General features: G+C 44.5%; 10 protein-coding genes. 1 reads left to right on the forward strand and 9 read right to left on the reverse strand.

Annotation, left to right across the window (positions count from 1 at the left end; translation table 11 throughout):
- Positions 1 to 19: 19 nt before the first annotated feature.
- The 5 genes from NYR25_09305 to NYR25_09325 are packed head-to-tail and all read right to left on the reverse strand — an operon-like array spanning position 20 to position 7,109.
- Entirely contained in the window at positions 20 to 1,009 is a 990-nt protein-coding gene (locus NYR25_09305) for a D-isomer specific 2-hydroxyacid dehydrogenase family protein (GenBank protein UWF33763.1), read from the reverse strand.
- A 17-nt stretch (positions 1,010 to 1,026) separates the two neighbouring features.
- Positions 1,027 to 2,646, reverse strand: a complete 1,620-nt coding sequence (locus NYR25_09310; protein ID UWF33764.1) for a mannitol dehydrogenase family protein — start codon at positions 2,644 to 2,646, stop codon at positions 1,027 to 1,029.
- 24 nt (positions 2,647 to 2,670) lie between these two features.
- Positions 2,671 to 4,089 (reverse strand): glucuronate isomerase, encoded by a 1,419-nt coding sequence (gene uxaC, locus NYR25_09315; GenBank protein UWF33765.1) that lies wholly within the window; start codon positions 4,087 to 4,089, stop codon positions 2,671 to 2,673.
- Between the two features lie 23 nt (positions 4,090 to 4,112).
- On the reverse strand, positions 4,113 to 5,666 hold the full coding sequence (locus tag NYR25_09320) for a tagaturonate epimerase family protein (protein ID UWF33766.1): 1,554 nt from the start codon (positions 5,664 to 5,666) through the stop codon (positions 4,113 to 4,115).
- A gap of 21 nt (positions 5,667 to 5,687) precedes the next feature.
- Complete coding sequence (locus NYR25_09325; protein UWF33767.1) at positions 5,688 to 7,109, reverse strand: glycoside-pentoside-hexuronide (GPH):cation symporter; 1,422 nt, start codon at positions 7,107 to 7,109, stop codon at positions 5,688 to 5,690.
- 575 nt (positions 7,110 to 7,684) lie between these two features.
- Between NYR25_09325 and NYR25_09330 the strand changes: the two genes are divergently transcribed.
- Positions 7,685 to 8,521 (forward strand): hypothetical protein, encoded by an 837-nt coding sequence (locus tag NYR25_09330; GenBank protein UWF33768.1) that lies wholly within the window; start codon positions 7,685 to 7,687, stop codon positions 8,519 to 8,521.
- 178 nt (positions 8,522 to 8,699) lie between these two features.
- Here NYR25_09330 and wecB read toward each other — a convergent pair whose 3' ends face one another.
- The 4 genes from wecB to NYR25_09350 form a co-directional block, all read right to left on the reverse strand.
- On the reverse strand, positions 8,700 to 9,809 hold the full coding sequence (gene wecB / locus NYR25_09335) for a UDP-N-acetylglucosamine 2-epimerase (non-hydrolyzing) (GenBank protein ID UWF33769.1): 1,110 nt from the start codon (positions 9,807 to 9,809) through the stop codon (positions 8,700 to 8,702).
- A 153-nt stretch (positions 9,810 to 9,962) separates the two neighbouring features.
- Positions 9,963 to 11,189 carry a trypsin-like peptidase domain-containing protein gene (locus NYR25_09340; protein UWF33770.1) on the reverse strand — a complete coding sequence of 409 codons (1,227 nt, stop codon included), beginning with the start codon at positions 11,187 to 11,189 and terminating at the stop codon, positions 9,963 to 9,965.
- A gap of 117 nt (positions 11,190 to 11,306) precedes the next feature.
- Entirely contained in the window at positions 11,307 to 12,110 is an 804-nt protein-coding gene (locus NYR25_09345; GenBank protein UWF33771.1) for an MBL fold metallo-hydrolase, read from the reverse strand.
- Between the two features lie 22 nt (positions 12,111 to 12,132).
- Positions 12,133 to 13,056 carry a two-component system regulatory protein YycI gene (locus NYR25_09350; protein ID UWF33772.1) on the reverse strand — a complete coding sequence of 308 codons (924 nt, stop codon included), beginning with the start codon at positions 13,054 to 13,056 and terminating at the stop codon, positions 12,133 to 12,135.

Consider the following 13,056-nt stretch of genomic DNA (forward strand, 5'->3'; position numbering starts at 1 on the left):
GATTAATACTACCCTTCAATTAAAGTTTTGCCGTTAATTCCCGTACCAATGGGCGTTCGTTAACGATGTTTTGCACATCGGATACGCATTTTTCACCCATTCCGTGCAAGCATTCGTAAGTGTAAGCAGAGGTGTGCGGCGTAATCAAAAAGTGTTCGTTCTTCAAGAACGGATGATCCGCCCGCACTGGTTCAACTTCCATGGTGTCGGCTGCGTAGCCACCAACTTGGCCCGCTTCTACCGCGGCTAACATGGCGTTCTCGTCGATCAACGCTCCCCGCGCGTGGTTAACAAAGTAAACGCCCTTTTTGACCTTCTTTAAAGCGGCCGCGTCAATTAGGTGATAATCATCGTCGTTTAAGGAGGCGTTCAACGAAATGTAGTCGGCCCGTTCCAAAAGTTCATCCAAGCTCACCCTTTGTACGTTATTGTTTTCTAGCCAACCTTCGGGGGCCTTCGGGTCGGGATCGTTAATTAAAACGGGTCCGCCGAAAATCCCAAATAGTTCCGCTACCCGGCTGCCAATGTTTCCGGCGCCAATTATTCCGAAAGTTTTGCCAGAAAATTGATTGCCCATGAAACGGGCCCGGTCTTCATAATGGTCGGCCTTAATTGCGTCCCCAGCTGGAACCGTCTGTCGAACGAGTGCCATTAAGTTTGCCAATACGTTTTCCGCAACGGCATTCCTTTCTACTAGCGGTGAAACGATGGTGACCTTCGTGCCGTGCGCCTTTGCTGCCGCTAGATCAACGTTGTTATAACCAATTCCATGGCGTGAGATTAACAATAGCTCATCCTTGTTGTCAAAGAACTCTTGGTTGAAGTTCGGGGTTACACTAGCGACCACCACGTTGAACCCTTGTAGCTTTTCTGCCAACGATTTACCATCGATATCCGTCGGCAGCATAAACCGTGTAACTTCCCCAATCTCTTCGAGGGCTTGCCAATGTTCTTTAAAAACTTGTCCGAAACTACTTGAGTTGACGACCGCAATCCGATATTTTGTCATTTCTCATTCTCCTCTGTTTAGTTTGCTTGATTTAATTTTTGGTGGAGGGTTTGGGCAACTGCGCCTGGTCCCTGCAGCATTTCCGCTAGGTCAGCTTCAATTAGTTCCGCCAAACCAGCTTCTACCAGGTCAACGCCGAATAGCTTCTGGTTAGCCAAAATCGATTTAATTTGGGCTTGGAGGTTTGGATTTTCGCCTAGTTGAATTCCTTGAAGCTGTTCTTTTAAGTAGTCCATTAACGGATCCGGACTAGGTTCAAAAACCTGCCCCTTATCGTCAATCGCTAATAGATAACGCAGCCATGCGGCAATGGTTAACGGAATAAATTTCAAATCGGTAACCTTTAAAGTTGAATCTGCCAAATAATGTTGGATAGTTACGCCATAGCGTACCGCCATTTTTTGCGATGTGTCGGTCGCAATGCGTTGTGGAGTATCGGGAATGTATGGATTAGGCAACCGTTTTTCAACCACTTCGTCAATGAAGGCTTTCGGGTTGATTACCTTCGGATCCTTCACCACCGGCAATCCTTCTACGTAACCGATTTGTTTAATTAAGCTCACTAAGTCGGCATTCTTCATTTCTTCGGAAATCGAGTGATAATCCAACAACGAGCCGAAAATTGCTAAGGCCGTGTGCAACGGGTTCAAACAAGTTGTAACCTTCATTTCATCGACGTCGTTAACCGTCGCCCGGTCCGTTACGATTACTCCAGCCTTTTCAAGTGCTGGACGACCGTTTGGAAAGGCGTCTTCAACAACCAGATAATGGGCTTCCTCCGTGTTAGCAAAGGAAGCTAACATCGCACCGTACGAGGCTTTAAACGGGGTCATATTTTCAACGCCCTTAGCCTCTAAGCTTTCCCCCACTGCTTTAGCAGGGTTTGGGGTGATCCGATCGATCATGGATAATGGGAAACTAACCTTGTCGGGGTTTTGCAAATAATCTAAGAATTCGCCTTCGACCAGCTGATTTGCCGCCCAGCCTTTAGCAATCGTTAAGACCGACTTCTTCAACCGGTCCCCGTTTTGGGAAAAGTTGTCGGTACTTAGTAATGCCAACGGTAGCTGGCCGTGCTTGAAGCGGTCGTAAAGCAAACTAGTAAGGCGGGCAATGTTATTTACCGGATTTTCAGGACCCGCTGCGACGTCCTTTGCTACGCTAGCAGTGAGGTTGCCTTCCCCATCCGTTAAGGCATAGCCCTTTTCGGTAATTGAGAACGTAACTAGTTGTAACGACTGGTTTTCAAACGCCTTGCGTAGTTCTTGGCTAGGCGCCTCTGCAGAATCAAAAACTGCGTCCGCAACCGAGCCAAAGACCGCGGATTCTAACGTGCCGTCCGCTTTGGTAACGACCCGCAAAACCTGGTTATTATTATCGTGGTAAACCCTTTCAACAACTTCCTTGCTAAAGGTATCGACTACTAGTAAACCAGCATCTAACTCCCCTTGTTCAATCAACTCATCCGCAATGGCCGCATGAAACGCCCGGAAGAGGTTACCTCCCCCAAAGTGAATCCAACGGGGTTGGGACACTCCTTTTTGTGCAACGCCATCGTGGTCGTAAGTGGGAACCTTAATTCCGGCCTTTTCAAACTCAGCCCGGTGAGTAATGTAATTATCAGATAGCTTAACCATTTCTATTTTTCACCTCAATTTGCTTTAATCGAAGAAGCCAAAGTATTCGTGTGCATTGTTATAAGCAATGTTTTGAACCACCTTACCCAAAATCTCGGGGTCGTCAGGAACCCGGCCTTGCGCTACCAAGCGGCCAAAGAAGTTGCACAATACTCGCCGGAAGTATTCGTGCCGCGGATATGATAAGAAACTCCGGGAGTCGGTCAGCATTCCGACGAAGTTTGGTAAAAGACTTTGTTGGGCAAAGACCCGAAGCTGTTCGTCCATTCCTTCGGCAGTGTCGTTAAACCACCAGGCCGCTCCAAGTTGAATCCGTTGTTTGGTTTGGCCTTGGAAGGATTGCATGAGCGTGGCCAATTCCATCCAATCGTTTGGGTTAAGGGAGTAGAAAATCATCTTAGGAACCACGCCCTCTGCCGACATCTTGGTCATTAATTTTTGAATGCCGTCGACGATGTCTGGTTGGGTCCCCATTGAGTCAAAACCGGTATCCGGACCTAGTTTTTCGTACATTGGTTTGTTAGCGTCCCGCAAAGAATTGATGTGGAATTGCATTACCCAGTCAAATTCGTTGTTGAGTTTCATTAAAATTTCCAACAATGCGGTTGTGTAACCGTCACGTTCGCGTTCCGTCAGGGTTGCTCCATCGGCCGCCTTGGTTAAAATCTGGTCTAGTTCTGCTTCAGATAACTCTACAAAGTGATAGGACGGCAACGAGTGGTCGGACAAACGGCTTCCCATGTCCTTAAAGAATTCAAACCGCTGCCGTAACGCCTTCGCTAAATCTTGGAAGGAATTGATGGTTACCCCAGCGGCCTTTGCGAGGGTTTGCAAGTATTCGCCAAATCCAGGTTTTTCAATCTGCATTAGTTTATCCGGCCGCATTGCGGGAACCGTCTTGAAGCCGGATTCCGCCTCTTCGTCTTGTAAAAGTTTGTGATAGTGCAAATCCGAAGCCGGATCGTCAGTTGTCGCTACTAGCTTAACGTTGGAATTTTTAATCAAGTTGCGGGGTTTGAAATCGGTGGTCGCTAATAATTGGTTGGCCTTCTCCCAAATTTGGGGAGCGGATTTAACGGTAAGTGGTTCATTGATGCCAAAGAACCGCCGTAATTCCAAGTGGGTCCATTCGTAAAGTGGGTTACCATACGCATGTTCAATGGTATCCGCCCATGCCAGAAATTTTTGGTATTCGTCACCGTCGCCGGTAATTAAGTCCTCGCTAACCCCGTTGGCCCGCATTAAGCGCCACTTGTAGTGGTCTCCGTAGGTGCCTTCGTTTAGCCAGATGCGGCTAATGTTGGGATAGTTTTTATTTTCGTAAATTGCTTGGGGACTTAAATGGCAGTGATAATCAATAATCGGCATCTTTTCTGCGTAATCGTGGAAAAGGGTCTTCGCCATTTCGTTTTCTAGCAAAAAGTCTTTATCAAGTAATTTCATGACTGCTACCTTCCTTTATTGATTTAGTCTTTGGGTTCGTATTTATCTAAAACAGCTTGTTTCGTGGTTTCGATTCCTTGTAATAGGTCAACGTGTTCCGCCATGTGCAAGCTCAAGTACTTGTCGTATTCGTCAGCGTGATGAAGCAAAATATCAAACAAACGGTCCCGGTATACATATTGGTAATTTTCGGTGTACCCGAGGATCGATCCGTACATCGTGTGCAAAACTTGCCGTGCGTCGTCGTCCACGAGCAACATGTTGACGTCTTTTTCGGTGAGGTTTTCAGGCTTGGGTGCCTTGCCATCAGTTTGCGCGTTGAAGACGTAGAAGGCCTTGACGTCATCGAGGTTGTCATAGCTAAACTTGTAAAGTTCCAGCATGAATTGAGGATCTTCGTGAGCAACCACCCGGAGCGCCTCAAGCCAGTTGGTTCCCGCCGTCTTAACGTGCCAACCGTGCTGGTTAGCCAAGCGCGCAATTACTGGATAAGCCGAAAGTTTATCGGAGCCGGAATGTACACTAAGTTTGTAGCCAAACTTCTCGGCAATCGCTTCGTGTTCACCAAAGTCTTTTTCAAACCGGTCAAGGTCGCCAATGTAGTCAATCGCCTTTTGGAATTCACCGTAGAAACGGGGAGCCAAGGTTTCGGGAGTAATCCCGGCATCGGCCAATTCATTGGCGAAAAAGTAGTGTTGTGCAGGAGTTGTAGAAACCGGCGTCTCGTCAACCGAAACTTCAAAATCCAAGGCGTATGGCTTAACAAACTTTTCGTTGACCCATTCCGCGAAGAGGACGCCTTCGTTAAAGGCCAAAACCGCTTCCTTCAAGTCCCGTGGGCTAAATTCGACCACGTCGCCGTTGCCTAATTCAAAACGGTGGTTGAGGTACTTCTTTTCAAACTTTTCGCGAATTTCAGGGGCTAATTCGTTATACTTCGCGTCCAAATCTTCATCTGAATAAGCTAAGTATTCGGTATGGGTCTTTTCGGTGAGGTCTAACGTGATCATCGTTGCGCCCGAACGTACCGCGTAATCAATTTCGTACGCATTTTTAACGTGGTCGCCATCTGCACCCCAGCCGTCACGGTAGCCTTCTTCAAAAACTGACCACGATGCTGCTTCAATTACGTCAGTGAAGGTCCGGTTACTCAATAACAATTCCCGAATTGATTGTTGGGCGAGTACGGGGAAAATTCCGCGACCCTTTAACAATTTCAAATGCGCGTTAGATGCAATTCCAAGCCGGTCGCCTAAGCCAAGCGTGTACTTGTGACCGTGCCGGGAAGACGGTTTAATCCAGGCAAACCGTTTTGCCAGCGCTTGGTTATTGAAAAAGTTCAGCGGGCCCTTTAATAAAACGTAGTCGTCATCAACTAAGGTCTCGTCAGCTTGGAAATCGCGAGCTTTGCGGGCATCTTCGTAAACTACCAGGCTCTTCTTAATTCCTTCGCGATAGATAAAGTAAACGTTGCGCCGGTCAATTTGTACTGAAGGACGGTAAATTCCCGCGTCAACGTCCGCGTCCGGATTTTCAATCAATTTTTTAACATCCAATAGTAAATTTTCTAAAGCCATTCCAATTACCTCTTTCTTAAATCACAAAGTGCCCTTTTCCCAACGGCCATGGTCCAGGTCATTAGAAATCCGGTTAAACTTATCGTCATCCAACTTAAACAAGAACAGTAAAATCACTCCAGCCAGTGCCAAACAAATTGCCGGGTATAAAGTCATCGCAATCTTGATTCCGTTGAGCGCAGAACCAGTTTGTGTGTGGTTAGCCACGTAACCCGTAATTGCCAACAATCCCGAAGAAACTAACGCCGCAATTGATTGGGCGATTTTCCGCGAGAAGTTAAACGCGGCGTACGTGATCCCCTCTTTACGAGTGCCGGTATGCCATTCACCATAATCGATGACGTTAGAAACCATTGCCCAAGTAATTCCGTTCGGGATCGCTAACGCTACGTAACCAATCGTCACGAACAGGATGAAGGTGTACAAATTCGTCGGCAAGAAGAAGTTGATTGCGTTAGCCACCGCCCCGATAAATAAGCTCACGATGGCAGTTTTCTTTTGCCCGAAATGTTTGGTTAAGTACGGAACCATGAAGACCCCGGCAACCGAACTGCCCATCATGATGAAGTTAATTACCGGTTGCAAACCGATATTGCCCAGGTTGTACTGTGCGTAAAAGACCATCATTTGGTTATTAGTGTTCATTGCCGAAATCGTAAACAGCGTCATTAAAACTAGCGCGCCCAACGGTCCGTTAGTGAAAACCACCTTAAAGTAGTCCTTCATGCCTTCCTTTTTGGCATCCTCGTCGCGTTTGATATGTAGGTTTTCGCGCGTACCCAGGAAGCATACTAAGAAACCCAGTACCCCCATTACGCCAAAAATGGCTGCGGAAATGGTATAGCCGTGCAACGGGTGCCCTCCACTAGTCAATTGCATTAATGGAATAAAAGCCACCCCGGCAATTAATTGGGCCGCTACCGAACCAATTTGCCGGGTCGTAGACATAAAACTACGATCTTCCAAGTTCCGGCTCATTACCGAAGCTAGCGATCCATAGGGGTCGTTAGTTAAGGAGTAAAAGACGCCCCAAATCATGTACGTTACTAAAGCGTAGGTGATCTTTTGGGTCATGGTTAACCCGCTTGGCATGGTAAAGGTGATCACCGTCATAATTGCTAAAATTACTGCCGATCCCATCATGATCGGCCGGAATTTACCGTGCTTACCACGCTTACGGTTGTCAATTGCCGCACCTACGATTGGGTCCATCACCGCGTCAAAAATTTTGGTGAACGCAAAAATTGCTCCAACGATTCCGGCAGCAATTCCAGTTCCGTCAATCCAAAACTTAGTTAAATAAGCTTGTCCAAGGTCAAACATGAAGCCGTTCCCCATGTCACCAAATCCGTAGGCAATTTGCTGTGATTTCGGGATTCGCTTGGTGGAGTCGTTAAGTAAAACTTCACGATCTGGCGCGCTCGAATGTACACTGTCCGCCATATTTTTTACCTCCGTAATTAGTTGCTGGCCAAAAATGTTCGCGTGAACATTTTTGCTTAACAACCACGTTAAATTAAAAATTCAAACCCGTATTCCAACAACGTCAAAAATTTATGTAACGTAAATTTACGTAAAAGTTAGCCGACTTCCTTACACGGTTATGTTAACACACCGGTTATGAAAGCGCTACCGTTTTTAAAGATAAAAAATTCCATACTATCGTCGTGGCATTCATGTATAAAAAAGTCAAAGCTCCTAACAGCACTTAATTCAAGCTTTCCAAAATTGCATTTACCTATCCACATAAAAATTCATTACCGAAAATAATTTTAACCACCTTAATTCTATTCTTACCGAAGCGGAATCTATTCTTTTTAGCAATTAATAACTCATCGACTGCATCCCTAGACAGACTCCACAACCCTTGCTTAATCAGTCTTCATTTATTTTTTTACCGGTTACGAGTCTTTTTGTTTGACCTTTTAAAAGGTATTCGTTAACATTGCGCTTGTAAAAACAAACACAAAGCAACTGAATTTTTACCATACTTTATTTATCTTAGGGGGAAACTTATTATGCAATCATTCAAGAAAATTGGAATTAGTTTACTAACCTGCACCATGCTAGCTAGCATCTCATCTGCAGGTGCACTAGCAGACACGAACACTGGCAGCAATGATATCCATATTACTGCTACACACCAAGTTAAGGAAGTTGCTCATCCAGTCATTTCCAGAGTATACATGGTTCACTACAATACGGTACGCATGGAATATCAAACACCAATTAGCTCTAAAGATAATGTAATTGCAGTAGGATATGGGCCAGGAACGGCCATAGACAGCATCGCTGGCGGACAAGATGTCTTTGACTCTAACGGTGATTACACTGGTTACGATATTAATCTTGATGAGCTTGCTAGGTACACCACTAAGGAAGAACGCAACGAAATTGCCGATACATTGAAATTTAATTCAATCAACACAAACACTGCTGAGCAAGAATTCGTCCCTATTGACAATGCTGAAATCAAGGATAAGATTCGCAATGCTACAGATTTAGGACAAATTGATGTAAATACCAACTTCATTGATATGAGTACCGTTACTACCACCGCGAGCTTTGACAAATATTTATCTGGTCCTATTAGGGCTGATCATACATTAGGGAATCAAATCACTACTTTAACTAATGCTATCGGTATTTATATTAATCCTGGTTACGATACAGGTTACACGTATAAAACAACTGATGCCGAAGGGAATGAGGTGCATACCTTCGCTATGAATGATTTTCTCTTCATCCAACCAGAGGGTAGTTTGAAGAACGAAAAATATACCGTCTCTGTTCAAAAGGATGGCGAAACTCAAAGTACGGAATTATTAACTTTCACACCTTTCCACATTTTTTAAAACCAACTGAAGACACGGATTTAATCGGTGAAGAATGCCTCTAAAATTATTCAAGGCATTCTTTTTTAGTTCAGTACTTATTTTAAAAACCATTTTCCAGGAGAGTTACCCTAGAAAATGGTTTTATTTGTTGTTTCCAATTAATTTTTAAAAGCTAATTTACAGTACTAGGTATATATTATTTAATCGTTTCAGCAATCGCTTCTAAAATCCGGGCTGCTGCGTGACCATCGCCGTACGGATTTTGGGCTTGGGCCATTTCTGCGTATTTTGCCGGATCATTTAAAAGGTCACTCATTTGCTTCTTAACCGCTTGTGGATCAGTTCCCACTAGTTTCAACGTTCCAGCCGCAACCCCCTCTGGTCGCTCCGTCGTGTCCCGTAATACTAAGACTGGTTTTCCTAGCGAAGGTGCTTCTTCTTGAACACCGCCTGAATCAGTCATAATTAAATAACTACGGGCAGCAATATTATGAAAATCAAGGACATCTAACGGTGCAACCAGCTTAATGCGCGGATCATCGCCCAGCTCAGCCTCCGCCATTTGTTGTACTTTCGGGTTCAAATGAACTGGAAAAATAACTTCTACATCCGGAGTTTCATCCACTACCTGCCGGATGGCTTTGAAAACTCGTTGCATCGGCGCCCCTTGATTTTCACGACGGTGCATGGTAACCAAGATAATTCGATGATCTTTACCGATTTCTTCTAAAATTTCGTTATGGTAAACTTCGCTGACGGTGTCCTTAAGAGCGTCAATCGCGGTATTCCCAGTAACAAAAATTTGCTTTTCGGGGTGATTTTCTTGGAGTAAATTATCCCGACTAGTAGTAGTTGGTGCAAAATAAAGATCCGTCAACACGTCCGTCATCTGGCGGTTCAATTCTTCAGGAAATGGCGAATACTTATTCCAAGTTCTCAATCCAGCTTCCACATGTCCTACCGGAATCTGGTGATAAAAAGCACTTAGTCCCGCAGAAAATGTAGTGGTGGTGTCCCCGTGGACCAAAATCAAATCCGGTCGATCCTCCCGCAAAATTTTATCCATTCCTAAGAGAACCTTGCTAGTGATGCTGCTTAAAGTTTGGTCCTTTTGCATGATATTCAAATCATAATCCGGCTTGATTTTAAAAATCTGCAAGACTTGATCCAGCATTTCTCGGTGCTGCCCAGTAACTACCGTAATGGGGGCGAATCGCTCGTCATGGCTCATCGCTTTAACTACGGGAGCCATTTTAATTGCTTCTGGCCGAGTTCCGAAAATGCTCATCACCTTAATCTTCTTCATAAATCCTTCCTCCTTGGTTACCATCTAAATTTTACCATTTATCACTTTTCGTTTTAGTAACTTAACCTTTTTAATCTATCCCTAATTTCAAGCTAATAAAAAAGAGGGTGTCTAAAACACCCTCTTCTTCAGTAATCGCAACCTTATCTAAATTTAGTTAGTGCTAGCTGTTTTAGTTAACTTAACGTCCGTGGTCTTGTATTTTCCATTATGATAGTAACCCACTTTAATAGTGTCACCAACTTTATGTTTATAAAGTGCTTCACGGAGTTCTGCCGTGTCTTTAACTGACTTTCCATCAACCTTCGTAACCACGTCGTATTTCTTTAAGCCCGCTGATTTTGCAGGTCCTGCATTTACCGACATAATTACCGATCCGCCAGTTACACTGCTAGGCAATTTTAGAATGGATTTTTGTTGGTCTGAAGAGATTGCCGTCAAATCTACCAGTGTTACTCCTAATGCTGGACGATCAATTTTACCATTCTTCACTAACTGGTCAATTACGGAAACCACTTCGTTCGATGGAATGGCAAAGCCCATCCCTTCTACCGAAGTCGAATTACCGCTCGAAGAAAGTTTCATCGAATTAATTCCAATGACTTGACCAGCTAAGTTAATTAACGGCCCACCGGAGTTACCAGCATTAATTGCGGCATCCGTTTGGATAACCGTTGCTTCGCCAGTACCTTGTCCGTTACTATTAGAAGTTTCGATGGTCCGTTTCTTCGCTGAAATAATCCCCTGCGTCAAGGAAGTTGCGTATTCAGAACCTAACGGCGATCCAATTGCCAAGGCGGTTTCCCCAACCTTGATGTTGTCTGAGTCACCAAAACTTGCCACGGTAGTTACTGGAGCCGAATTAATTTTAAGGACTGCTAGATCCGTTACGCTATCGGTTCCCACAATCTTAGCGGGTAGTTTCTTTCCGTTGCTCATGATTACTTCCAACGAGTTTGACCCGCTAACCACGTGGTTGTTGGTAACAATGTAAGCTGCGTCGCCACTCTTCTTGTAAATCACCCCAGAACCTTCCGAAGCTGTCTGGAGTTTGTCAGAAGAAGACTTCTTTGAGGATGACGATTCACTGTCCCCAAAAATTGAATTTAAAATGTTATCAGGATCATTGTTATTCTCTTTTTGTAAATTAATTACGGAAACTACGGAATCTTTTACCGTAGAAAATGCCTTTGAAGATTGACTGCTAACGTTAACCTTCACATTGCTTGTTTGGGTTTCCCCTGATTTGTTTGAGCCAGTTGGTACCGCCGTGGTAGTGGCTTCCATTCGATTTTGTACAAAGCTCGCCCCACCATAGGCAACTCCACCGCCAAGCAAACCTGCAATGGCAGCCGTGATAATAATTTTATTATTTTTCATAACACGTCGCGGATTCCCGCTCCCTCCTCATACAATATTCCCGTTACGGCCTATTATAGCCTGTAATTTATGTTATTTGTATGAATTTACTCGGTAAATTTCCTAAAAGGTTTCAGATTAAATTAAAGTTAGCGGATCCGCCTTTTCGTGGTCAGTATCCAAAATTTCGAAATCGTGGCCCACTGCTAAATCATGGTTTTGCATCATGGAACTAACCGTTAAGTGAGCCAACTCCTTCATGTTGTTATGCAAACTTAAGTGGCCTAAGTAAATTTTCTTAGTACGGTTGCCAATCACGTCCATGAGCGCGTTGGCCCCGTCTTCATTTGATAAATGGCCATGATCACCCATGATTCGTTGCTTAAGCGGCCACGGATAGCCGCCCATTCGCAGCATTTCCGTATCGTGGTTTACTTCAAACAAGTAGCCGTCGGCGTTACGAATCGTGCCCGCAACCCGGTCTGACACGTATCCCGTATCCGTTAAAATCACAAACGATTTTCCTGCGTGGTGAAATTCGTAAAATTGTGGTTCGGCGGCGTCGTGTGATACCGCAAAGCTTTCAATATCTAAATCATCTAATGATTTAGTCGTGTTGGGATCAAAAATATACTTCTGTTCGGTAGGAATTTTTCCAACTTTATTTTTAATGGCGTCCCAAGTACCCCGGTTTGCATAAACGTTAATCCCATACTTACGGGCTAACACCCCGACACTTTGAATGTGGTCAGAATGCTCGTGGGTAACAAATAAAGAGTCAACCTCCTGAATATCCCGTCCAACACTTTCCATTAAACCGGCAATCTTTTTACCGCTTAAACCTGCATCTACCAGCACCTTATGTTCGGGTGTTTCAATGTAAGTAACGTTTCCAGTGCTTCCACTGGAAAGAACACTAACTTTCAAACCCTCTTCGCTCATCTTTTGACCTTCCTACTTAAATTTATTCTGTATTCGTATTTGGGCTATTTAACCCCGCAGAACTGCTATCTGTAGACGCAGCACTGGTTTCGTTAGTATCCGTGGTAGAATCCTTATCTGCCACTTTGGCCTTCTTAGCTGGAGTTTGGCCATCTTTTTTAATCAGTACTCCTGAAAAGGCGTTAATTCGTTTAACTTCAACATTGGTACTGTTTTTGCTCTTAATGCCAATTACCCAAGTAGGTACGTAAACGGCCCCTTCTTCCGTACTTAATAGATTAGTATATCCCAAATCAGCCCACTCGATTTTCGAGTTATTTGGAATTTCGTTGTATTGGTAAAGCAGGGTCACCGCCCGGGATTGGCTGATTAATTCACTTTCCTCGCGCAACTGCTTTTTACCCACCAAATGTCCTTGGACGTATCCGGTAACTTGGTTGCTTGCGTTTACGTAGAAAATAATCTGCCCATCCTTGGAATAGACCGGTCGATGGTCAATTACCTGCGTATAAACCACCTGTGTGTCGTTACTCAAGTTGGCATTGTATTGGTATTGCGTTCCGTCAATCACGTTTTCACGATCCTTCACAAAACGATCTAGCGCCCTTTGCGGATCCTTTGGATCGATTGTAAACGGATCGGTGACTGAGCTATACAGCTTGTTGTCCGAAACCCGCGCATTTTGGCCAGTAAGGTGTTTGATTCCACTCTTAAGAGAGGTGTCCACCTTGCTTTGCGCGTAATATCCCTCTTTTTTCTTATTTGAAAGCGGCATGTACGTAATTTGATCGTTACGCATCTCTTTTAAAATGGATGTGCTCGCGCTCGCATTCGAAGACGTGACCGTTCCCGATTCCATTTGGTACTGCCAGTAGGAACCGAATAAATAGGCGTTTAAGATGGCAAAAACCACGATGAAGATAACTTCAATTCTCCTAAAATCCAT

This window comes from Pediococcus acidilactici (assembly GCA_024970065.1).
GTDB classification, from domain to species: domain Bacteria; phylum Bacillota; class Bacilli; order Lactobacillales; family Lactobacillaceae; genus Pediococcus; species Pediococcus acidilactici_A.

Coding starts and splice junctions, on each gene's coding strand:
- NYR25_09305 (UWF33763.1), bottom strand. CDS start 1,009: ATGACAAAATATCGGATTGCGGTCGTCAACTCAAGTAGTTTCGGACAA.
- NYR25_09310 (UWF33764.1), bottom strand. CDS start 2,646: ATGGTTAAGCTATCTGATAATTACATTACTCACCGGGCTGAGTTTGAA.
- uxaC (UWF33765.1), bottom strand. CDS start 4,089: ATGAAATTACTTGATAAAGACTTTTTGCTAGAAAACGAAATGGCGAAG.
- NYR25_09320 (UWF33766.1), bottom strand. CDS start 5,666: ATGGCTTTAGAAAATTTACTATTGGATGTTAAAAAATTGATTGAAAAT.
- NYR25_09325 (UWF33767.1), bottom strand. CDS start 7,109: ATGGCGGACAGTGTACATTCGAGCGCGCCAGATCGTGAAGTTTTACTT.
- NYR25_09330 (UWF33768.1), top strand. CDS start 7,685: ATGCAATCATTCAAGAAAATTGGAATTAGTTTACTAACCTGCACCATG.
- wecB (UWF33769.1), bottom strand. CDS start 9,809: ATGAAGAAGATTAAGGTGATGAGCATTTTCGGAACTCGGCCAGAAGCA.
- NYR25_09340 (UWF33770.1), bottom strand. CDS start 11,189: ATGAAAAATAATAAAATTATTATCACGGCTGCCATTGCAGGTTTGCTT.
- NYR25_09345 (UWF33771.1), bottom strand. CDS start 12,110: ATGAGCGAAGAGGGTTTGAAAGTTAGTGTTCTTTCCAGTGGAAGCACT.
- NYR25_09350 (UWF33772.1), bottom strand. CDS start 13,056: ATGGATTTTAGGAGAATTGAAGTTATCTTCATCGTGGTTTTTGCCATC.